The following is a 20,294-nucleotide window of genomic DNA, read 5'->3' as shown; positions in this document are numbered from 1 at the left end:
GTGGTCCCTCACATCCGGAAGACGCCGAAGCCGCCGCGCGCGCCCTGGTAGGGGGCGGTGTGCAGGGCGGACAGGCACAGGCCGAGGACGGTGCGGGTGTCGCGCGGGTCGATGACGCCGTCGTCGTACAGCCGCCCGGACAGGAACATCGGCAGCGACTCGGACTCGATCTGCTGCTCCACCATGGCGCGCAGCGCCGCGTCCGCCTCGTCGTCGTACGGCTGTCCCTTCGCGGCGGCTGACTGGCGGGCCACGATGGACAGGACGCCGGCGAGCTGTTGCGGGCCCATGACGGCGGACTTGGCGCTGGGCCAGGCGAACAGGAAGCGCGGGTCGTAGGCCCGGCCGCACATGCCGTAGTGCCCGGCGCCGTACGACGCTCCCATGAGCACCGACAGGTGGGGCACCTTCGAGTTGGCGACCGCGTTGATCATCATGGCGCCGTGCTTGATGATGCCGCCCTGCTCGTACTCCCGGCCGACCATGTAGCCGGTGGTGTTGTGCAGGAACAGCAGCGGGATGTCGCGCTGGTTGGCGAGCTGGATGAACTGGGCGGCCTTCTGCGACTCCTCGCTGAACAGCACCCCCTGGGCGTTGGCGAGGATGCCGACCGGATAGCCGTGCAGGGCCGCCCAGCCGGTGGCGAGGCTGGTGCCGTACAGCGGCTTGAACTCGTCGAAGTCGGAGGCGTCGACGATCCGGGCGATCACCTCGCGCGGGTCGAAGGGGATCTTCAGGTCGCCCGGGACGATGCCGAGCAGTTCCTCCGGGTCGTACTTCGGCGGGGCCGCCGGGCCCGGATCCGGGTACGCCTTGCGGTGGTTGAGGCGGGCGACCACGCGCCGGGCCTGGCGCAGCGCGTCCGGCTCGTCCACGGCGAAGTGGTCCGCGAGCCCCGACACGCGCGCGTGCATCTCCGCGCCGCCCAGCGACTCGTCGTCGCTCTCCTCGCCGGTCGCCATCTTGACCAGCGGCGGGCCGCCGAGGAACACCTTCGCGCGCTCCTTGACCATGATCACGTGGTCGGACATGCCGGGAACGTAGGCGCCGCCCGCGGTGGAGTTGCCGAAGACGACGGCGACGGTGGGGATGCCGGCGGCCGAAAGCCTGGTCAAATCACGGAAGATGGCGCCGCCGGGGATGAAGATCTCCTTCTGGGAGGGCAGGTCCGCCCCGCCCGACTCCACCAGGCTGATGCAGGGCAGCCGGTTGGCGAGCGCGATGTCGTTGGCGCGCAGCGCCTTCTTCAGGCTCCACGGGTTGCTGGCGCCGCCGCGCACGGTCGGGTCGTTGGCGGTGATCAGGCACTCCACGCCCTCGACGACGCCGATCCCGGTGACGAGCGAGCCGCCGACGGCGTATTCGCTGCCCCAGGCGGCGAGCGGCGACAGCTCCAGGAACGGGGTGTCGGGGTCGAGGAGCAGCTCGATCCGTTCGCGGGCGAGCAGCTTGCCGCGGCCCCGGTGCCGTTCGACGTACTTGGGGCCGCCGCCCGCGAGGGCCTTGGCGTGCTCGGCGTCGAGGTCGGCGAGCCGGGCGAGCATGGTCTCGCGATGGGCCTGGTAGTCCGGGGCGCCGGTGTCCAGGGCGGAGGAGAGGACGGTCACAACAGGGCCTCCGGGATGTCCAGGTGGCGGGAGCGCAGCCATTCGCCGAGGGCCTTGGCCTGCGGGTCGAAGCGGTGCTGGGCGGCGACGCCCTCGCCGAGGACGCCCTCGACGACGAAGTTGAGGGCGCGCAGGCGGGGCAGCACGTGCCGGGTGACGGGCAGGTCGCGGCTCTCGGGGATCAGCTCCCGGAACCGGTCGGCCGTCAGCTCGTGGGCGAGCCACCGCCAGGCGTCCTCGCCGCGCGCCCACACGCCGACGTTGGCGTCGCCGCCCTTGTCGCCGCTGCGGGCGCCTGCGACGAGGCCGAGCGGGGCGCGCCGGGTGGGGCCGGGGGGCAGCGGGTCCGGCAGGGGCGGTTCGGGCACGTCGTCGAGGGCGCGGGCCCCGGGGGCCGGGGGCACGGGGACGCGCCGGCCGTCGTGGAGGACGGCCAGGTGCGATACGGCGTCCTGGGGCACCCGGGCGGACTCGAACACGCCGTAGGGGGCGCCCTTCCCGGGCGGGGCCAGGAGGTGGAAGCCGGGGTAGCTGGCCAGCGCGAGTTCCACCGCGGCCCCGCTGAGGGCGCGCCCCACGGCCTCCGGGCCCGGGTCCCGGACGACGAGCCGGAGCAGGGCGCCGGCCGTCTCCTCGGTCGGCGCGTCGGGCCGGTCGGTGCGCACCAGCTCCCAGCGCACCTCGGCGGGCCGCGCCTTCGCGGCGTCGAGGGCGTCCTCCATCTGGCGTCGCACCAGGGCCGCCTTGCGCTCGATGTCCAGCCCGGTGAGGACGAAGGTCATCTCGTTGCGGAAGCCGCCGAGGCGGTTGAGGCCGGCCTTGAGGGTGGGGGGCGGGGCCTCACCGCGCACGCCCTCGACACGGACCCGGTCGGGGCCGTCCTGGCTGAGCCGTACGGTGTCCAGCCGGGCCGTGACGTCGGGTCCCGCGTACCGGGCGCCGCCCGTCTCGTAGAGCAGCTGGGCGGTCACCGTGCCGACGTCCACGACGCCGCCGGTGCCGGGGTGCTTGGTGATGACGCTGCCCCCGTCCTCGTGGAGCTCGGCGAGCGGGAAGCCGGGGTGGCGCAGCCGTTCGGGGGCGTGGTCGGTGAAGAAGGCGTAGTTGCCGCCGGTGGCCTGGGCGCCGCACTCCAGCACGTGCCCGGCGACGACCGCGCCCGCGAGCCGGTCGTACTCGTCCGGCCGCCAGCCGAAGTGCGCGGCGGCAGGCCCGGTGACGAGGGCCGCGTCCGTCACCCGGCCGGTGACGACGACGTCCGCGCCCTCGCGCAGGCAGGCGGCGATGCCGAACCCGCCGAGGTAGGCGTGGGCGGCGAGGCTGCCGGGGAACGCCGTGGTGAGGTCGTCGCCCTCGACGTGGGCGACCCGGGCCGGGATGCCGAGCCGGCCGGCCAGCTCCCGCACCGCGTCGGCGAGTCCGGCCGGGTTGAGGCCTCCGGCGTTGGTGACGATGCGGACCGACCGCTCGTGCGCGAGCCCGAGGCACTCCTCCAACTGCCGCAGGAAGGTGCGGGCGTACCCGGCGGCGGGGTCCTTGAGCCGGTCCCGGCCCAGGATGAGCATGGTCAGCTCGGCGAGGTAGTCGCCGGTGACGACGTCCAGTTCACCGCCGGTGAGCATCTCGCGCAGGGCGTCGAAGCGGTCGCCGTAGAAGCCGGAGGCGTTGCCGATGCGCAGGGGCGGGGTCACGGCCGGGCTCCCGGGGCGCTGCCCGGCTTCCGTCCGGCGCCGGGCGGGCCCGCGAAGGCCTGGGCGATGTCGAGCCAGCGGTCGGCGGCCGGTCCTTCGGCGCGCAGGGCCAGGTCGGCGCGGTGGGCGCGCTGGGTGACCAGGAGGCAGAAGTCGAGGGCGGGCCCGGTGACGCGCTGGGGGGCGTCCTCGGGGCCGTACGTCCACAGGCCGCCGGAGGGGGCGGTCAGTTCGACGCGGAACGGCCCGGCGGGCACGTCGAGTCCGTGGATCCCGAAGGCGAAGTCCCGGGTGCGCACCCCGAGCCGGGCCACGTGCCGGAGCCGGTCGGACGGCGGGCGGGCCACGCCCAGCGCGGCGGCGATGTCCAGGCCGTGGGCCCAGGTCTCCATCAGCCGGGCGGTGGCCATGGAGGCGGCCGCCATGGGCGGGCCGTACCAGGGGAAACGGGCGCCGGGCGGCGCGGCGCGCAGCGCCTCGTCCAGGGCCGCCCGGCCGTCCCGCCAGCGCGTCAGCAGTTCGGCGGGCGCGAGCCGGGCCGCCTCCTCGGCGCCCTCGTCGACGAAGGAGTGGGGTGCGGCGAGCGCCTTCTCCACCAGGGCGTGGAAGCCGTCCTGGTCCGTGACGGCGAGCAGGGCCGAGTGGTCGGTCCAGGCGAGGTGGCCGATCTGGTGGGCGACGGTCCAGCCGGAGGCGGGGGTGGCGAGCGCCCACTCCTCCGGGCTCAACCCGCCGACGATCCGGTCGAGCTCCTCGCTCTCCTCACGCAGGTCGTCGATCACGGGCGTCGGGTCGGACACGGTGACGCTCCCCTCGGGGCACGGCGGTGTGCGGCGATGTGGTGAGGAGCATGGCAGCGCGCACAGAAACAATCAAGCACGCTTGTATGAATTTACGTCGCGCCGCCGCGACGGCGCCCGGACGGCGTCCCGAGCGGGAACGGACCGTCCGCGGCCTCGGTCACTGCCCGGACGCGCCCTCCGTCACTGCCCCGACGCGGCCTCCGGCCCCGGCCCGGCTCCCGGGCCGCTCCCCGGGACCCCGCCCCGCCGCCGCACCTGCGTCCGCACCGCACCCATGCTCGCGGCGACGACCAGGGTGACGGCGAGGGCCTGCGGGGCGGACAGGGACTGGCCGAGCACCAGGAAGCCGGCGGTGGCGGCGATGGCCGGTTCCAGGCTCATGAGGATCGCGAAGGTGGGGGCGGGCAGCCGGCGCAGCGCGAGGAGTTCGAGGGTGTACGGCAGCACGGAGGACAGCAGCGCCACCCCCGCGCCCAGCGCGAAGGTCACCGGGTCGGCGAGCCTGGTCCCCGACTCCGCGATGCCCAGCGGCAGGAAGAGCAGCGCCCCGACCGCCATCGCCAGGGCCAGCCCGTCCGCCTGCGGGAAGCGGCGGCCGGTGCGGGCGCTGAAGACGATGTACGCCGCCCACATGGCGCCCGCGCCCAGCGCGAAGGCGACACCGGCGAGGTCGAGGCCGCCGAAGTCCCCGCCGCCGAGCAGGAAGACCCCGGCCAGCGCGAGCGCGGCCCAGACGAGGTTGACGGCGCGGCGCGAGGCCAGCACGGACAGGGCGAGCGGGCCGAGGACCTCGAGGGTGACGGCGGGGCCGAGCGGGATGCGGTCGAGCGCCTGGTAGAAGAGGCCGTTCATCGCGGCCATGGTGGCGCCGAAGGCGACGACCGTGCCCCAGTCGGTGCGCGAGTGCCCGCGCAGCCGGGGCCGGCAGACCAGCAGCAGCACGACGGCGGCCACCAGCAGCCGCAGCGCCACGACGCCCAGCGCTCCCGCGCGCGGCATCAGCGTCACGGCCAGGGCGCCGCCGAACTGCACCGAGACGCCCCCGGCCAGGACCAGCCCGACGGGGCCGAGGGAACCCCTCCGGTGCGGCGCGCCGGGCCCCGCGGAGGAGGTGGCCGGGGTCGACGAGGAGGGGGCGGCGGCACGAGGGGTGCTGGGGATGCTCACGGGGCGGTCCAGGGGCTGAGCTCGGATATTCGTTCATCGCGATGTACTACCGAGTCCAGGGTAATGGACTCGGTCAGGCGTGTGAACCCTTTACGCTGCTGTACCGAACGTCACGGGCGCACGAGACCGGCCGGGGCCGGGTCGGCGGCTCCGCGTCACTCGGCGGCCGGTAACCGTCCGGGAGGAGGTCAGGCCTCCTCCCCGTCCAGGGCCTGCGCCAGCACCTCCGCCAGATGCCGTCCGCGCACTCCCGCCAGCTGTTCCAGCTGGGTCCGGCAGGAGAAGCCATCGGCCAGGACCACCGCCGTCCCGGGGGCCTGCCGGACCGAGGGCAGCAGCTGCTCCTCCGCGCAGGCCCGGGACACCTCCCAGTGGCCCCGCTCGAAGCCGAAGTTCCCGGCGAGGCCGCAGCAGCCGCCGGACAGCTCGCCGGTCAGGCCCGCCGCGGCACGCAGCCGCCGGTCGGCCGCGTCACCGAGCACCGCGTGCTGGTGGCAGTGGGTCTGCCCGGCGACCGGGCGGTCCAGCCGGGGCGGCCGCCAGCCGGGCGCGTGGCGTTCCAGGGTCTCGGCGAAGGTGAGCACCCGGTCGGCCAGCCGCCGCGCCCGCGGGTCGTCGTGCAGCAGCTCCGGCAGGTCGGTGCGCAGGGCGGCGGCGCAGCTCGGCTCCAGCACCACGACCGGGGCGCCGGTCTCCAGCACCGGCGTCATCAGGTCGAGGGTGCGGCGCAGCACCGTACGGGCCCGGTCGAGCTGACCGGTCGACACATAGGTGAGGCCGCAGCAGACCCGGCCCCGGCCGCGCAGCAGAGCCACCGGGTCGAGGACCGCGGACCTGCCGTCGCCCACCGGGGGACGGCGCAGCCGCAGCGTCGGCGGGAGCGCCACCCGCAGTCCGGCCGCCTCCAGCACGCGTACGGCCGCCCGGCCCACGGACGGCGACAGGTGCTCGGTGAAGGTGTCGGGCCACAGGACGACCAGCTCACCGGCGCCTCCGACCGCGCCAAACCGGCGCCGGCCGCGCCACCACCGGGTGAACGGCTCCCGCGCGAGCCGCGGGAGGTCCCGCTCCGGCGTGATCCCGCCGAGCCGTTTGGCCACCGCCGCAAGCGGCCGCACCGAGGCGAGCGCGTCGAGGACCGGCGCCGCGCGGAGACGGGCCGCCCAGCGCAGCCACACCGGGAGCCCGCCCATCGCGTAGTGGGCGGCCGGACGGCGCCGCCCGGCGTAGTGGTGGTGCAGGAACTCCGCCTTGTAGGTGGCCATGTCGACGCCGACCGGGCAGTCCGAGCGGCAGCCCTTGCACGACAGGCACAGGTCGAGCGCGTCGCGCACCTCCGGCGACCGCCAGCCGCCGGTCACCAGCTCGCCCGCGAGCATCTCGTGCAGCAGCCGGGCCCGCCCGCGCGTGGAGTGCTCCTCCTCACCCGTCGCCCGGAAGGACGGGCACATCACGGCGGGCCCGGACACCTCCGTCGTACGGCACTTGGCGACGCCGACGCAGCGGCGCACCGCCGCCGAGAAGTCGCCGCCGTCGGCCGGGTAGCCGAAGGCCACGTCGACGGGCTCGCGCGGCAGCACGGAGAAGCGCAGGCCGGAGTCGAGCGGCGCCGGGCGCACCAGCATCCCGGGGTTGAGCAGGCCGTCGGGGTCCCAGACGGCCTTGGCCCGCTCGAAGAGGGCGACCGTCTCGTCGCCGTACATCACCGGCAGCAGCTCCGCCCGCGCCTGCCCGTCGCCGTGCTCCCCGGAGAGCGAGCCGCCGTGCGCCACCACCAGCTCGGCCAGCTCCCGCGAGAACCGCCGGAAGCGGCCGACCCCCTCTCCGGTCAGCAGGTCGAAGTCGATACGGACGTGGACGCAGCCGTCGCCGAAGTGCCCGTACGGCGTGCCGCGCAGCCCGTGCGCGGCCAGCAGCTCCCGGAAGTTGCGCAGATAGGCGCCCAGCCGGGCCGGCGGGACCGCGCAGTCCTCCCAGCCCGGCCAGGCCTCCGAGCCGTCCGGCATCCGGGTGGCCGTGCCGCTCGCGTCCTCCCGGACGCGCCACAGCGCCCGCTGCGCCGCCTCGTCCGTCACCACCAGCGCGTCCACGGCGTCGGCCGCGCGCACGATCGCCTCCGCCCGCGCCCGGGCCTCGGCCCCCGAGCGGCCGCCGGTCTCCACGAACAGCCAGGCGCCGCCGCGGGGCAGCGCGGTCGCGTCCGGCACCAGGTCGCGCGCCATCCCCTCCACCGTGAGCGGCCGGTACGGCCGCAGCCCGGCCGCGGCGTCGGCGGCGGCGCTCTCGTCGGCGTACCCCAGGACCGCGAGCGCCCGCGCCCGGGGCGCCTGGACCAGCCCGACCACCGCCTCCGTCAGCACGCCCAGCGTGCCCTCCGAACCGCAGAAGGAGCGGGCGACGTCCGCGCCCCGCTCCGGCAGCAGGGCGTCCAGCGCGTAGCCGGAGATACGGCGGGGCAGGTCCGGGAACCCGGTCCGCAGCCGGGCCAGCTCCCCCTCGACCAGCTCCCGCAGCCCGTCCGGGGCCCCGGCCCAGCCGGGTCCGGGCCGCAGCCGCCGCCCGCGCGCGGTGACCACCGACAGCTCCCGGACGTGGTCCGCCGTCGTCCCCCAGGCCACCGAGTGCGCCCCGCAGGAGTTGTTGCCGATCATCCCGCCGAGCGTGCACCTGCCGTGCGTGGACGGGTCGGGGCCGAAGCGCAGGCCGTGCGGCGCGGCGGCCTCCTGGAGCCGGTCGAGCACCAGCCCCGGCTGCACGACGGCGGTCCGCGCCTCCGGGTCGATCTCCAGCACCCGGTTCATGTGCCGGGTGAAGTCCAGGACCACGCCCGTCCCGGTGGCCTGGCCCGCGATCGACGTGCCGCCGCCGCGCGCCACCACCGGCACCCCGCGGCCCCGGCACACCTCCAGCACGGCCGCCACGTCGTCGGCGTCCCGCGGCGCCACCACGCCCAGCGGGACCCGCCGGTAGTTGGACGCGTCCATGGTGACCAGGGCCCGGTCCGTGATCCCGAACCCCACCTCCCCCCGGACGACCCCGCGCAACTCCGCCCGCAGACCCGGTACATCCGTCATGGCTCCAGGATGCCCACCCGCACCGGCGGCCCACGCGCGCCCCGGCCGCCGCCGCGCGCCCCGCCCGTCCCCGCGCGCACCCGGCGGCCCCGGCGGCCCCGGCGGCCCGTCAACGTCGTAGGTCCCCACAAGCCCAAGGGCTGAAGGAGTCGTCTCATCGAACGGACACGGTTCCGTCCGGTTTCGCCGAAGAGATACCCTCCGGCACGTGGCTGAGATCCGGATTCCCTCTGACATCAAGCCCGCGGACGGACGTTTCGGCGCGGGTCCCTCCAAGGTGCGGACGGAGGCGCTGGACGCCCTCGCCGCCACGGGCACGTCCCTCATGGGCACCTCCCACCGCCAGGCACCGGTCAAGAACCTGGTCGGCAAGGTGCGCGAGGGCATCCGCGACCTGTTCTCCCTGCCGGACGGCTACGAGGTGATCCTCGGCAACGGCGGGTCCACCGCGTTCTGGGACATCGCGACCCACGGCCTGATCGAGAACAAGTCGCAGCACCTCGCCTTCGGCGAGTTCAGCTCCAAGTTCGCCAAGGCCGCCAAGCTCGCCCCCTGGCTGGCCGAGCCGACGGTCGTCGCCTCCGACCCCGGCACGCACCCGGAGGCCGTGGCCGAGGCGGGCGTCGACGTCTACGCCTTCACCCACAACGAGACCTCGACCGGTGTCGCCATGCCGATCAGGCGCGTGGCCGGGGCCGACGACGGCGCCCTGGTGCTGGTCGACGCCACCTCCGGCGCCGGCGGCCTGCCGGTCGACGTCGCCGAGACGGACGTCTACTACTTCGCCCCGCAGAAGTCCTTCGCCTCCGACGGCGGCCTGTGGATCGGCGTCTTCTCCCCGGCGGCGATCGAGCGCGCCGAGCGCGTGCACGCCTCCGGCCGCCATGTGCCGGAGTTCTTCAGCCTGCCGACGGCGATCGACAACTCCCGCAAGAACCAGACGTACAACACCCCCGCCCTCGCCACCCTCTTCCTGCTCAACGAGCAGCTGGAGTGGCTCAACGGCCAGGGCGGCCTGGCCTGGTCCACGGCGCGCACCAAGGACTCCTCGACCCGCCTGTACGGCTGGGCGGAGGAGAGCAAGTACGCGACCCCGTTCGTCTCCGACCCGGCCAAGCGCTCCCAGGTCATCGGCACGATCGACTTCGCCGATGAGATCGACGCGGCGGCCGTCGCCAAGGCGCTGCGCGCCAACGGCGTCGTCGACACCGAGCCGTACCGCAAGCTCGGCCGCAACCAGCTGCGCGTCGCGATGTTCCCGGCGATCGACCCGGCGGACGTCGAGGCGCTCACGAAGTGCGTCGACTACGTGATCGACAAGCTGTAGTCCGCGGCCCACGGCTCACCGCGAGGGGGGCGCCCGGCGAGACCGGGCGCCCCCCTCGCCGTCCGCTCAGCGGCGGCGGCGCAGGCGGCTCAGCGCGAAGACGGCGGCCGCCGCGACGGCCACGGCGACGGCGCCGGCCTTCAGGCCGCTGTCCGCCCCGGCGCCGCCGGAGCCCCCGGAGTCCGAACCGCCGTTCGCCGAGGGCGTCTTGGCCGAGCCGCCGCCCGGCACGTCCTCCGCCTGCACGGGGCTGTTCTCGCCCTCGCTGCCGTAGAGCAGCTTGCTGCCGTCGGCGCTGTAGGTGACGGACTCCCCCTGACTCTGGAGCGGCACGTCCAGTTGGCCCTCGCGCCTGATCCGCCCGCCGTCGAAGGCGTAGAGGATGCCGCCGAAGTAGCCGCGCACGGCGAGCCGTTCGCCGTCGGGCGAGAAGGCGGCGTCGGTGGCCCACAGGTCGACGGGGGCGACGGGCCTGAAGACGTTGGCCTTGGAGGGGGAGAGCCGGGCGGGCCCCTCGTACAGGTGGCCGCCGTTCTCCTTCTTGTCGATGAGGTACACGCGCCCCGTCCTCGGGTGCACGACGAGGGACTCGGCGTCCCGGGGGCCGTCCGCGTACTTCACCACGTACTGAGTGGCCCGGATCGTCTGGTCCTTGAGCTCCTTCGGCTCGGGCAGCCGGTAGATCCACACGTAGGGCCAGGTCCCGCCGAGGTTGTCGCCGATGTCGCCGACGTAGATCTGATTCCCGGGTCCGATCGATATGGCCTCCGTGTCGCGCGGCCTGCCGACGCCGCTGAGGGTGACGGTGGCGACGGTCCGGCCGGTCCGGCCGTCCACGGCGTAGAGGTACGGGCCGTCGTCACTGTCGTTGTGGGTCCAGTAGACGCCCGGGTGCAGGCGGGAGGCCGCGAGGCCGCTGGACTCCCCGATCCGCGGATCCCTGATCGTGAAGCCGCCGTCGCCGTCGGCGGCGGACGCGGGCACGGCGGACGCACCCGCGAGGAGGACTCCGGCGAGGAGGGCGAGGGGTCGGCGCATGGGCCAAGCCTGCCATCCGGCGCGGCCGTTCACCGGCGTGGTGGGCCTCACACCCCACCGGGGCCCGTGCCGGACCCGTGATCGTCCATCATGAGCGGATGCTCAGGTTCATGCCCGTCGGTGACTCCATGACGATCGGAAGCGCGGGCGAACACACATGGCGGTACCGGCTGTGGCAGCACCTGTGCGCCACCTACGGCGGCCCGTTCACCCTCGTCGGCCCGCGCGAGACGCTGTACGACAAGACGGCGGACGCCCCGACGTCGTACCTGTACGCCGATCCGGAGTTCCCCCGCCGCCACCTGGCGGGCTGGGGCGAGGGCTGGATGCACATGGCGCCGCTGATCGGCGGGGAGGTGCGCGCCTGCCGGGCGGACGTGCTGCTCGTCTCCCTCGGCCTGATCGACCTGGGCTTCTACACGAACGCGGAGCAGACCGCGGAGAACGCGCGGGCCTTCGTGGCCGGGGCCCGTGAGGCGAACCCGCGCATCCGCATGGCGCTGCTCCCGGTCATCCCGAACGTGCGGGCCGCGTCGGACCCGCCCTTCGCCGAGCAGGTGGCCCGCTTCAACGAACTCCTGGCGAAGACGGTCGCGGACCTCGACGAACCCCGCTCCCCGCTGCTCCTGGCCTCCCCACCGGCCACCTACGACATCCACACCGACACCTACGACGGCACCCACCCGAACGCCCACGGCGAACACCGCCTGGCCCAGGCCTTCGCGGACGCGATGCACCAGGCGTGGGGGTGGGGCGACGAGTACGAGGGCTGAGCGGGGGGCTCGTGGGGGCGGTTCCTTCTCCCGGCACATCGACATGACGACCACCCCCCTCGGCCTCACCCTCAAGAACGACGCGTTCCCCCGCGACTGACCGCGCCCGGCTCCCCTTGCGTGGAGCGCACTCCAGGACGTTGGCTGGGGGACCATGGAGTACACGCAGCTCGGACGCACAGGACTCAAGGTCGGCAGGCTCGTTCTCGGGACCATGAACTTCGGTCCGCAGACCGACGAGGCGGACAGTCACGCGATCATGGACGCGGCGCTGGACGCCGGCATCAACTTCTTCGACACCGCCAACGTCTACGGCTGGGGCGAGAACAAGGGCCGTACCGAATCGATCATCGGCAACTGGTTCGCCCAGGGCGGTGACCGGCGGGACAAGGTGGTCCTCGCCACCAAGGTGTACGCGAACATGGGCGCGGACGGTGCCGCCTGGCCCAACCACGACAAGCTCTCCGCGCTCAACATCCGGCGGGCCGTCGACGCCAGCCTCAAGCGGCTGCGCACGGACCACATCGACGTCTACCAGTTCCACCACATCGACCGCGACACCCCCTTCGAGGAGATCTGGCAGGCCGTCGACGTCCTCGTCCAGCAGGGGAAGATCCTCTACGTCGGCTCGTCCAACTTCCCCGGCTACAAGATCGCCCAGGCCAACGAGATCGCCGCCCGCCGCCACGGCACCATGGGCCTGGTCAGCGAGCAGTGCCTCTACAACCTCGCCGAGCGCCGCGCCGAGATGGAGGTCATCCCGGCCGCCCGGGACTACGGGCTCGGGGTCATCCCCTGGTCGCCCCTGCACGGGGGCCTGCTGGGCGGTGTGCTCAAGAAGGAGGGCGAGGGCGGCCGGCGCGCCTCCGGACGCGCCGCCGAGGCCCTGGCCGACCCCGCCGCGCGCGCCAGGATCCAGGCGTACGAGGACCTGCTCGACAAGCACGGCCTGGAGCCCGGCGAGGTCGCGCTGGCCTGGCTGCTCACCCGGCCGGGCGTGACCGGCCCGATCGTGGGCCCGCGCACCGCCGAGCAGCTCGCCTCCGCGCTGCGGGCGGCGGAGCTGGAGCTGTCGGAGGAGCTGCTGGCCTCGCTGGACGAGATCTTCCCGGGACCGGGGCCGTCCCCGGAGGCCTTCGCCTGGTGACGGCCGTCCGCGTGACGCGCCGAGGCACGTCCGGGTGTGTCCCTCGCTGAGGCACATCCGGGGGTGTCCGGGGGTGTCCCTCGCCGAGGCACGTCCGGGCCGCCGCGCCCGGCGTTCACCTGCCGAGCGCGGCGGCCACGGCGACGACGGCGAACATCAGCACGAGCGCACCGGCCATGATCCGGTTCCGGGTCTTCGGGTCCACGTAGTCGAGGTTAACCGGACCCGCCGAGCGGCCAGCGGGCGACCGGTTCGTACCGGGGCTGCTCGCCGGGCACCCCCGACGTCGGCAGATGGCTGCGGAACATGACCATCTCGTCCACCGTCCACCGGCGGCTGCCGAAGGCGCCCAGGGCCTCCACGTGCGGCCGGACGTCCACCGCGGCCCGGCTGCGCGCGACCGTCAGGTGCGCCTTGTAGGGGCGGTGCTCCCCCATCGGCAGGCCCGCCTTGCGCGCCGCGGCCTCCGAGCGGTCGGCCAGCAGCCGCAGGGTCGCCAGGTCGCCCTCCGCCCCGGCCCACAGCGCCCGGCCCCGCCCGAACTGCCCGCCACCGCGCAGGGCCAGCGGGAACGGCTCGGTGCGCCGGGCCGCGCGCTCCAGCCGGGCCGACAGCTCCGGTACGACCTCCTCGTCGACCTCGCCGTAGAAGGCGAGCGTGAAGTGCCAGGCGGGACGGCCGGTCCAGCGCAGATCCGCCGCGCCGGGCAGCCTCCGCAACCCGGCGACCTCGCGATCGATCTCGCGGAGAACGTCCTCCGGCGGCAGCACGGCGGCGAAGAGCCTCATGCCACCAGTGTCGCTCCCGCCCATCCGTACGCGCGGGCGTGCCCTGGTGACCGCCGGCACCCCCCGTCGGCCTGGTCCTCAGGACCGACGAGTTCCCCCGGGACCGAACCGGCCCCCGGCGGGGCCGGGGGCGGGGGCTATGCCGGCGCCGGCTCCTCCCGGCACTCGCGCGGTACGAAGCGGACGTGCGGGTGGGCGCCCCGCCAGCCGACCGACAGGCGCAGGCCGCCCACCCGGGCGAGCAGCAGGCCGACGGTGACGGCCGCGGCGACCGAGACCACGCCGCCGAGGACGAAGCCGATGCGGGGGCCGTAGACGTCGGTGACCCAGCCGACGACCGGCGCGCCCAGCGGCGTACCGCCCATGAAGACCATCATGAACAGGGCCATCACCCGCCCGCGCATGGCCGGGTCGGTGGCCATCTGGACCGCGGTGTTCGCGGTGACGTTGACTGTCAGGCCGAAGATCCCTATCGGGATCATCAGCAGCGCGAACGGCCAGTACGACGGGGTCAGCGCGGCCACGATCTCCAGCGCGCCGAAGGCGGCCGCCGCGGCGATCAGCACCCGCAGCCGGGCCGTGCCGCGCCGGGCGGCGAGCAGCGCGCCGACCAGCGAGCCGACCGCCATCAGCGTGTTGAAGAGGCTGTAGGCGCCGGCCCCGGCGTGGAAGACGTCGTCGGCGTAGGCGGACAGCCAGACCGGGAAGTTGAAACCGAAGGTGCCGATGAAGCCCACCAGGACGATCGGCCAGATCAGCTCCGGCCGCCCGGCGACATGGCGCAGGCCCTCGCGGAGCTGGCCCTTGCCGCGCGGGGCGCGCTCGACGGCGTGCAGCTCGCGGGCGCGCATCAGCAGCAGGGCGGCGATGGGGGCGACGAAGGACAGGCCGTTGAGGAGGAACGCCCAGCCGGTGCCGACGCCGGTGATCAGGACGCCCGCGACGGCGGGACCCACCAGGCGGGCGGACTGGAAGTTGGCCGAGTTCAGGCTGACCGCGTTCTGCAGCTGCTTCGGGCCGACCATCTCGGAGACGAAGGACTGGCGGGCCGGGTTGTCGACGACCGTGGCGAGTCCGACGGCGAAGGCGGCGAGGTAGACGTGCCAGACCTGGACGTGGCCGGTGAGGGTCAGGGCGGCGAGCGCGAGGCCGGTCACGGCCATCGCGGACTGGGTGACCAGCAGCGCGGGGCGCTTGGGCAGACGGTCGACCAGGACCCCGCCGTAGAGGCCGAAGAGGAGCATCGGCAGGAACTGCAGGGCCGTCGTGATGCCGACGGCCGCGGAGGAGCCGGTGAGGCCGAGCACCAGCCAGTCCTGGGCGATGCGCTGCATCCAGGTGCCGGTGTTGGAGACGACCTGGCCGACGAAGAAGAGGCGGTAGTTCCGGATCCTCAGCGAGCTGAACATCGAGGACTTCGCGGAGGTACCGATGTGAGGGGCGGGCGGGGAGTAGTGGGCGGCTGGTGCGGGGGCGGAGTCTGCTCCGGGTCCCGTACTCAAAAGGGTCGCCTCCTCGATGGGCGTGCTTACAGGTGCGCGAGCTTCTCCAGTACGGGGGCGGCGGCGCGCAGTTTCGCCCACTCGTCCTCGTCGAGGCCGTCGACCAGGCCGGCCAGGAACGCGTTCCGCTTGCGGCGGCTCTCCTCGAGCATGGTCTCGGCCTGCTCGGTCCTGGTGACGACCTTCTGGCGCCGGTCCTCGGGGTGCGGCTCCAGACGGACCAGGCCCTTGGCCTCCAGCAGCGCCACGATGCGGGTCATCGACGGCGGCTGGACGTGCTCCTTGCGGGCGAGCTCGCCCGGGGTGGCGCTGCCGCAGTTGGACAGGGTGCCCAGCACCGACATCTCGGTGGGGCTGAGCGACTCGTCGACGCGCTGGTGCTTGAGCCGACGGGACAACCGCATCACGGCGGAGCGCAGGGCGTTCACGGCGGCAGCGTCGTCGCCATGGGTAAGGTCCGGCATGTTCTTTAGCGTAACTCATTACTCTGACTAAAGACCAACGGGGATGCCTCCCCATGCCCGTGACCCTGGCCACTGCGGGGGCGGATCGCCCATAGATCACCCATACGGGTGATCCCGGCGCGGAACATGACACGTCGCGCGGAAGCGTGCGGCGACCCTCGTTGCCATGGGGACCAGCGTGCTCAGCCTGCGTATGGACCGTGAGCTGCTCGAACGGCTCCGGTGCCACGCCGCGAAAAGGGGAATGAGCGTCCAGGACTATGTCGTCCGAACGCTCATTCGCGATGACTTCGACGAGCGGTTCCAGACCGCCGTCGAGGAGACGGAGAAGTTCTACGGGGTCACGTGAGCGCGGGCGCCGCGTGAGCGCGGGCGCGGGTCTCGCGTGACCCCGTCGAGCCGGATCAGGTCAGGCCCAGGGCCGGCATCAGGTAGTAGAAGCCGAAGACCGCCGCCACCACGTACATCGCCGCCGGGACCTCGCGGCCGCGGCCGACCGCCAGGCGCAGCACCGCGAAGGTGATGAAGCCCATGCCGATGCCGTTGGTGATCGAGTAGGTGAACGGCATCATCACCATGGTGATGAAGGCCGGGACGGCGATCGTGAAGTCCGCCCAGTCGATGTCCTTGACCGAGCCCGCCAGGATCAGGAAGCCGACCGCGAGCAGGGCCGGGGTGGCCGCCTGGGACGGGACCATCGTGGCGATGGGGGTCAGGAAGAGCGCCACGGCGAACAGCGCGCCGGTGACCACGTTGGCGAAACCGGTGCGGGCGCCCTCGCCGACGCCGGCCGTGGACTCCACGAAGCAGGTGGTGGCCGAGGAGGAGCTGGCGCCGCCCGCCGCGACGGCGATGCCGTCGACGAAGAGGACCTTGTTGATGCCGGGCATCTGGCCCTGCGCGTCCGTGAGCTTGGCCTCGTCGCTGACGCCCATGATCGTGCCCATCGCGTCGAAGAAGCACGACAGCAGCACGGTGAAGACGAAGAGGATGCCGGTCAGCAGGCCGACCTTGGAGAAGCCGCCGAAGAGGCTGACCTTGCCGATCAGGCCGAAGTCGGGGGTGGAGACCGGGTTGCCGGGCCACTTCGGGGTGGTCAGGCCCCAGGAGGGCACCTTGACGAGGGCGTCGACGACCATCGCGAGCACCGTCATGGCGACGATCGAGATGAGGATCGCGCCGGGCACCTTGCGGATGATCAGGGCGAGGGTGAGCAGCGCGCCCAGGATGAAGATCAGGACCGGCCAGCCGGTGAGGTGACCGTCGGCGCCGAGCTGGAGCGGGACGGTGGTGTGGGCGGCGTCCGGGATGCGGGAGACGAAGCCGGAGTCGACCAGGCCGATCAGCATGATGAACAGGCCGATGCCGATGGCGATGCCCTTGCGCAGGCCGAGCGGCACCGCGTTCATGACCCGCTCGCGCAGGCCGGTGGCGACCAGCAGCATGACGACGAAGCCGGCGAGCACGACCATGCCCATGGCGTCGGGCCACGACATCCGCGGGGCGAGCTGGAGGGCGACGACCGTGTTCACGCCGAGGCCGGCGGCCAGGGCGATCGGGACGTTGCCGATGACGCCCATGAGGAGCGTGGTGAACGCGGCGGTCACGGCGGTGGCGGTGACCAGCTGGCCGTTGTCGAGCTGGTGCCCGTACATGTCCTTCGCGCTGCCGAGGATGATCGGGTTCAGCACGATGATGTACGCCATCGCGAAGAAGGTGGCGAAACCGCCGCGGATCTCGCGGGACAGCGTGCTGCCCCGTTCCGAGATCTTGAAGTAGCGGTCGAGGGCGCCGTACGCGGGCGGCGTGCCGGGCTGCTCGGGAGCGGGTGCCTTGGCGGTGGCCGAGGTGGACATGCGGGTGACCTCAGGGGTGCGGGGGGTACGGGGGTACCGGGGCCGGAAACATGATCGAGTCTCGCCACCTTCGGGTCACCAGCAGGTCTCCCCCAGGGCTCTGTTGGTGTTTCCTACGAACAGAAGTGGCCAGACTCAGACCGTTTCAGTATGAACATATGAAGGCCAAAAGGCCATCTCCGCGCGTAGACCCTTGGTGGGCAAGGGATCCGAAATGATCAACGATGGCCGCGAGGAGCCGGCGCACGGGGGCCGTAAGCTGAGGGCCATGGCGAAGTGGACCCCCAAGCACGAGGCGCCGGAGCCCCTGGAGGGCCCCGTGGTAGCCACCATCATCGGCGGCACGATCGTGTGGTTCGTCCTCTTCCTGGTCCAGCTCCCCTTCTACGGCCGGCTCGAGGACCACGGCCGAGCCTGGTGGGTCTGGACCTGCCTGGCCGGCGCCGGCCTCGGCCTCATCGGCATCTGGTACGTCCGCGGGCGTGACGCCGCGCTCCGGCAGGCGGCGGACTCGCCCGCGCCCGAGTCGGAGCAGCAGCCGACGTCGGCGGAGTGACGCCCCGGGTCCGACCGCCGTACGACGCCCCCTCCTCCCCAGGTCGGATCTTCCGCCCACTCGGCGGGTGAAGCCGCACATCGGCACGTACCGTCGAAGGCATGACGCACATCGACGCGGGCGCCGGGCCGGCCGAGGTGCACCCCTCGCGCGCGCCGGTGCGGGCGGGCGGCCTCACCGCCGCCGAGGTCGCGGAGCGCGTCGCCCGGGGGCAGGTCAACGACGTACCCGTGCGCAGCAGCCGCTCCCTGACCGAGATCGTCCGTGCGAACGTCCTCACCCGGTTCAACGCGATCATCGGTGTGCTCTGGCTGATCATGCTGTTCGTCGCGCCGATCCAGGACAGCCTCTTCGGCTTCGTGATCCTCGCCAACACCGGGATCGGCATCGTCCAGGAGTGGCGGGCGAAGCAGACCCTCGACTCGCTGGCCGTGATCGGGGAGGCGCGGCCCACCGTCCGGCGGGACGGCACCACCGCCGAGGTCGGCACCGGCGAGATCGTCCTCGACGACCTGCTGGAGGTCGGCCCGGGCGACAAGATCGTCGTCGACGGCGTCTGCGTCGAGGCCGACGGTCTCGAGATCGACGAGTCGCTGCTCACCGGCGAGGCCGACCCGGTCCTCAAGCGGCCCGGGGCCACCGTCATGTCCGGCAGCTTCGTCGTCGCCGGCGGCGGCGCCTACCAGGCGGCCAAGGTCGGCCGCGCGGCCTACGCCGCCCAGCTCGCCGAGGAGGCCTCCCGCTTCACCCTCGTCCACTCCGAGCTGCGCACCGGGATCTCCACCATCCTCAAGTACGTCACGTGGATGATGGTCCCGACCGCGATCGGCCTGGTCGTCAGCCAGCTCGCGGTGAAGCACAGCGACCTCAAGGACTCCGTCGCCCGGACCGTCGGCGGGATCGTGCCCATGGTCCCGGAGGGGCTGGTGCTCCTCACCTCCGTCGCCTTCGCCATCGGCGTCATCCGGCTCGGCCGCAAGCAGTGCCTGGTCCAGGAGCTGCCCGCCATCGAGGGCCTCGCCCGCGTCGACACGGTGTGCCTGGACAAGACCGGCACCCTCACCGAGGGCGGCATGGACGTCAGCGAGCTCAGGGCCCTGGACGGCTACGACGAGGCGTACGTCCGCCGGGTGCTCGGCGCCCTCGGAGAGTCCGATCCGCGCCCGAACGCCTCCCTGCGGGCGATCATCGACGCCTACCCGGACAGCGAGGAGTGGCGCTGCGTGGAGTCGCTGCCCTTCTCCTCCGTCCGCAAGTACAGCGGCGCCACCTTCAGCGAGGGCGACGGGCAGGCGAGCACGTGGCTGCTCGGCGCCCCCGACGTGCTGCTGCCCGACGGCTCCCCCGCCCTCGCCGAGACCGGACGGCTGAACGAGCGGGGCCTGCGGGTGCTGCTGCTCGCCCGCGCGGCCGGCGACCTCGACGACCCCGGCATCACCCGGTCCGTCACGCCCGCCGCCCTGGTCGTGCTGGAGCAGCGGCTGCGTCCCGACGCCGCCGGGACGCTCGGCTACTTCACCGCGCAGAGCGTGCGCGCCAAGGTCATCTCCGGCGACAACGCGGTCTCCGTCGGCGCGGTCGCCGCGAAGGTCGGCCTCACCGGCACCGCCGTCGACGCCCGCCGGCTGCCCGCCGACCGCGACGGCATGGCGCGGGCGCTGGAGGAGGGCACGGTGTTCGGGCGGGTCACCCCGCGGCAGAAGCGGGACATGGTGGGAGCCCTTCAGTCGCGGGGGCACACGGTCGCGATGACCGGCGACGGCGTGAACGACGTGCTCGCGCTGAAGGACGCCGACATCGGCGTGTCGATGGGCTCGGGGTCCGAGGCCACCCGGGCCGTGGCGCAGATCGTGCTGCTGGACAACAGCTTCGCCGGCCTGCCGTCGGTGGTCGCCGAGGGGCGCCGGGTCATCGGCAACATCACCCGGGTCGCCACCCTGTTCCTGGTGAAGACGGTCTACTCGGTGCTGCTGGCCCTGCTGGTCACCGCCTGGCAGGTGGAGTACCCGTTCCTGCCCCGGCACCTGACCCTGCTGTCCACCCTCACCATCGGCGTCCCGGCCTTCTTCCTGGCGCTGGCCCCCAACACGGAGCGGGCCCGCCCGCACTTCGTCCGGCGGGTCATGCGCTACGCGGTGCCGGGCGGGGTGGTCGCCGCCGTGGCGACCTTCGCCGCCTATCTCGTCGCCCGGCACCACTACACCGGGCCGGGCTCCCTGGAGGCGGAGACCAGCGCGGCGACGCTGACGCTCTTCCTCGTCTCGATGTGGGTGCTGGCGATCATCGCCCGGCCGTACACCTGGTGGCGGATCGCGCTGGTGGCGGCCATGGGGGCCGCGTTCCTGTGCGTGCTCGTCGTCCCCGGGCTCCAGCGTTTCTTCGCGCTGGAGCTGGTGGGGACGACGCTGCCGTGGGTCGCGGTGGGCATCGCCGCGGTGGCGGCGGCCGCCCTGGAACTGCTGTGGAAGTGGGTCGGCCGCCGCTTCCCCGCCTAGGGGCGT

Annotated in this window: 16 protein-coding genes; 6 read left to right on the top strand and 10 right to left on the bottom strand. The window is 73.5% G+C overall.

The features are described from left to right. Window positions 1-8 precede the first annotated feature (8 nt). The 5 genes from ACIQ9G_RS24145 to ACIQ9G_RS24125 all read right to left on the bottom strand — a co-directional run bounded on the left by ACIQ9G_RS24145 (window position 9) and on the right by ACIQ9G_RS24125 (window position 8,342). Window positions 9-1,607, bottom strand: a complete 1,599-nt coding sequence (locus tag ACIQ9G_RS24145) for an acyl-CoA carboxylase subunit beta (RefSeq protein WP_403613036.1) — start codon at window positions 1,605-1,607, stop codon at window positions 9-11. Further along, window positions 1,604-3,298, bottom strand: a complete 1,695-nt coding sequence (locus ACIQ9G_RS24140; RefSeq protein WP_403613034.1) for an acyclic terpene utilization AtuA family protein — start codon at window positions 3,296-3,298, stop codon at window positions 1,604-1,606. The genes ACIQ9G_RS24145 and ACIQ9G_RS24140 overlap by 4 nt, the downstream gene beginning before the upstream one ends. Further along, a complete protein-coding gene (locus tag ACIQ9G_RS24135; protein WP_403613031.1) occupies window positions 3,295-4,098 on the bottom strand; it encodes a TIGR03084 family metal-binding protein in 804 nt (267 codons plus the stop codon). Before ACIQ9G_RS24135 ends, ACIQ9G_RS24140 begins: the two co-directional genes overlap by 4 nt. Window positions 4,099-4,281: 183 nt before the next feature. Beyond that, window positions 4,282-5,268, bottom strand: a complete 987-nt coding sequence (locus tag ACIQ9G_RS24130; RefSeq protein ID WP_403613029.1) for an EamA family transporter — start codon at window positions 5,266-5,268, stop codon at window positions 4,282-4,284. 188 nt (window positions 5,269-5,456) lie between these two features. Continuing rightward, window positions 5,457-8,342: an FAD-binding and (Fe-S)-binding domain-containing protein gene (locus ACIQ9G_RS24125; protein ID WP_403613026.1), complete on the bottom strand. Its 2,886-nt coding sequence runs from the start codon at window positions 8,340-8,342 to the stop codon at window positions 5,457-5,459. 208 nt (window positions 8,343-8,550) lie between these two features. Between ACIQ9G_RS24125 and serC the strand changes: the two genes are divergently transcribed. Continuing rightward, complete coding sequence (gene serC, locus ACIQ9G_RS24120) at window positions 8,551-9,669, top strand: phosphoserine transaminase (protein WP_403613024.1); 1,119 nt, start codon at window positions 8,551-8,553, stop codon at window positions 9,667-9,669. A gap of 66 nt (window positions 9,670-9,735) precedes the next feature. On the opposite strand, the gene ACIQ9G_RS24115 is transcribed toward serC, so the two are convergent. Then, window positions 9,736-10,707 carry a WD40 repeat domain-containing protein gene (locus tag ACIQ9G_RS24115; protein ID WP_403613021.1) on the bottom strand — a complete coding sequence of 324 codons (972 nt, stop codon included), beginning with the start codon at window positions 10,705-10,707 and terminating at the stop codon, window positions 9,736-9,738. A 98-nt stretch (window positions 10,708-10,805) separates the two neighbouring features. On the opposite strand from ACIQ9G_RS24115, the gene ACIQ9G_RS24110 reads away from it, so the two are divergent. Together ACIQ9G_RS24110 and ACIQ9G_RS24105 are read left to right on the top strand one after the other, a co-directional pair. Beyond that, window positions 10,806-11,480: a GDSL-type esterase/lipase family protein gene (locus ACIQ9G_RS24110; protein ID WP_403613018.1), complete on the top strand. Its 675-nt coding sequence runs from the start codon at window positions 10,806-10,808 to the stop codon at window positions 11,478-11,480. A 154-nt stretch (window positions 11,481-11,634) separates the two neighbouring features. Further along, window positions 11,635-12,627: an aldo/keto reductase gene (locus ACIQ9G_RS24105; RefSeq protein ID WP_403613016.1), complete on the top strand. Its 993-nt coding sequence runs from the start codon at window positions 11,635-11,637 to the stop codon at window positions 12,625-12,627. Window positions 12,628-12,842: 215 nt separating this feature from the next. On the opposite strand, the gene thpR is transcribed toward ACIQ9G_RS24105, so the two are convergent. The 3 genes from thpR to ACIQ9G_RS24090 form a co-directional block, all read right to left on the bottom strand. Continuing rightward, window positions 12,843-13,415, bottom strand: coding sequence for an RNA 2',3'-cyclic phosphodiesterase (gene thpR / locus ACIQ9G_RS24100; protein ID WP_403613013.1), 573 nt, complete (start codon window positions 13,413-13,415; stop codon window positions 12,843-12,845). 137 nt (window positions 13,416-13,552) lie between these two features. After that, window positions 13,553-14,917 (bottom strand): MFS transporter, encoded by a 1,365-nt coding sequence (locus ACIQ9G_RS24095; RefSeq protein WP_403613010.1) that lies wholly within the window; start codon window positions 14,915-14,917, stop codon window positions 13,553-13,555. A 26-nt stretch (window positions 14,918-14,943) separates the two neighbouring features. Beyond that, a complete protein-coding gene (locus ACIQ9G_RS24090; RefSeq protein ID WP_356189020.1) occupies window positions 14,944-15,381 on the bottom strand; it encodes a MarR family transcriptional regulator in 438 nt (145 codons plus the stop codon). Between the two features lie 166 nt (window positions 15,382-15,547). Here ACIQ9G_RS24090 and ACIQ9G_RS24085 point away from each other — a divergent pair, with 166 nt between their 5' ends. After that, on the top strand, window positions 15,548-15,730 hold the full coding sequence (locus ACIQ9G_RS24085; RefSeq protein ID WP_356189022.1) for a ribbon-helix-helix protein, CopG family: 183 nt from the start codon (window positions 15,548-15,550) through the stop codon (window positions 15,728-15,730). 55 nt (window positions 15,731-15,785) lie between these two features. Here ACIQ9G_RS24085 and ACIQ9G_RS24080 read toward each other — a convergent pair whose 3' ends face one another. Further along, the gene (locus tag ACIQ9G_RS24080) at window positions 15,786-17,237 is read right to left on the bottom strand and encodes an NCS2 family permease (protein WP_403613007.1); all 1,452 of its coding nucleotides are present in this window, start codon (window positions 17,235-17,237) and stop codon (window positions 15,786-15,788) included. 268 nt (window positions 17,238-17,505) lie between these two features. Here ACIQ9G_RS24080 and ACIQ9G_RS24075 point away from each other — a divergent pair, with 268 nt between their 5' ends. Together ACIQ9G_RS24075 and ACIQ9G_RS24070 are read left to right on the top strand one after the other, a co-directional pair. Continuing rightward, on the top strand, window positions 17,506-17,793 hold the full coding sequence (locus tag ACIQ9G_RS24075; protein ID WP_403613005.1) for a DUF2530 domain-containing protein: 288 nt from the start codon (window positions 17,506-17,508) through the stop codon (window positions 17,791-17,793). A 101-nt stretch (window positions 17,794-17,894) separates the two neighbouring features. Beyond that, window positions 17,895-20,288 carry an HAD-IC family P-type ATPase gene (locus ACIQ9G_RS24070; protein ID WP_403613003.1) on the top strand — a complete coding sequence of 798 codons (2,394 nt, stop codon included), beginning with the start codon at window positions 17,895-17,897 and terminating at the stop codon, window positions 20,286-20,288. Window positions 20,289-20,294: the final 6 nt, after the last annotated feature.

Origin of the sequence: Streptomyces sp. NPDC096152 (assembly GCF_044763235.1) — a bacterium.
Taxonomy (GTDB): domain Bacteria; phylum Actinomycetota; class Actinomycetes; order Streptomycetales; family Streptomycetaceae; genus Streptomyces.
The sequence above is the reverse complement of the archived record's forward strand: the minus strand, read 5'-3'. Positions and strand labels throughout refer to the sequence as shown.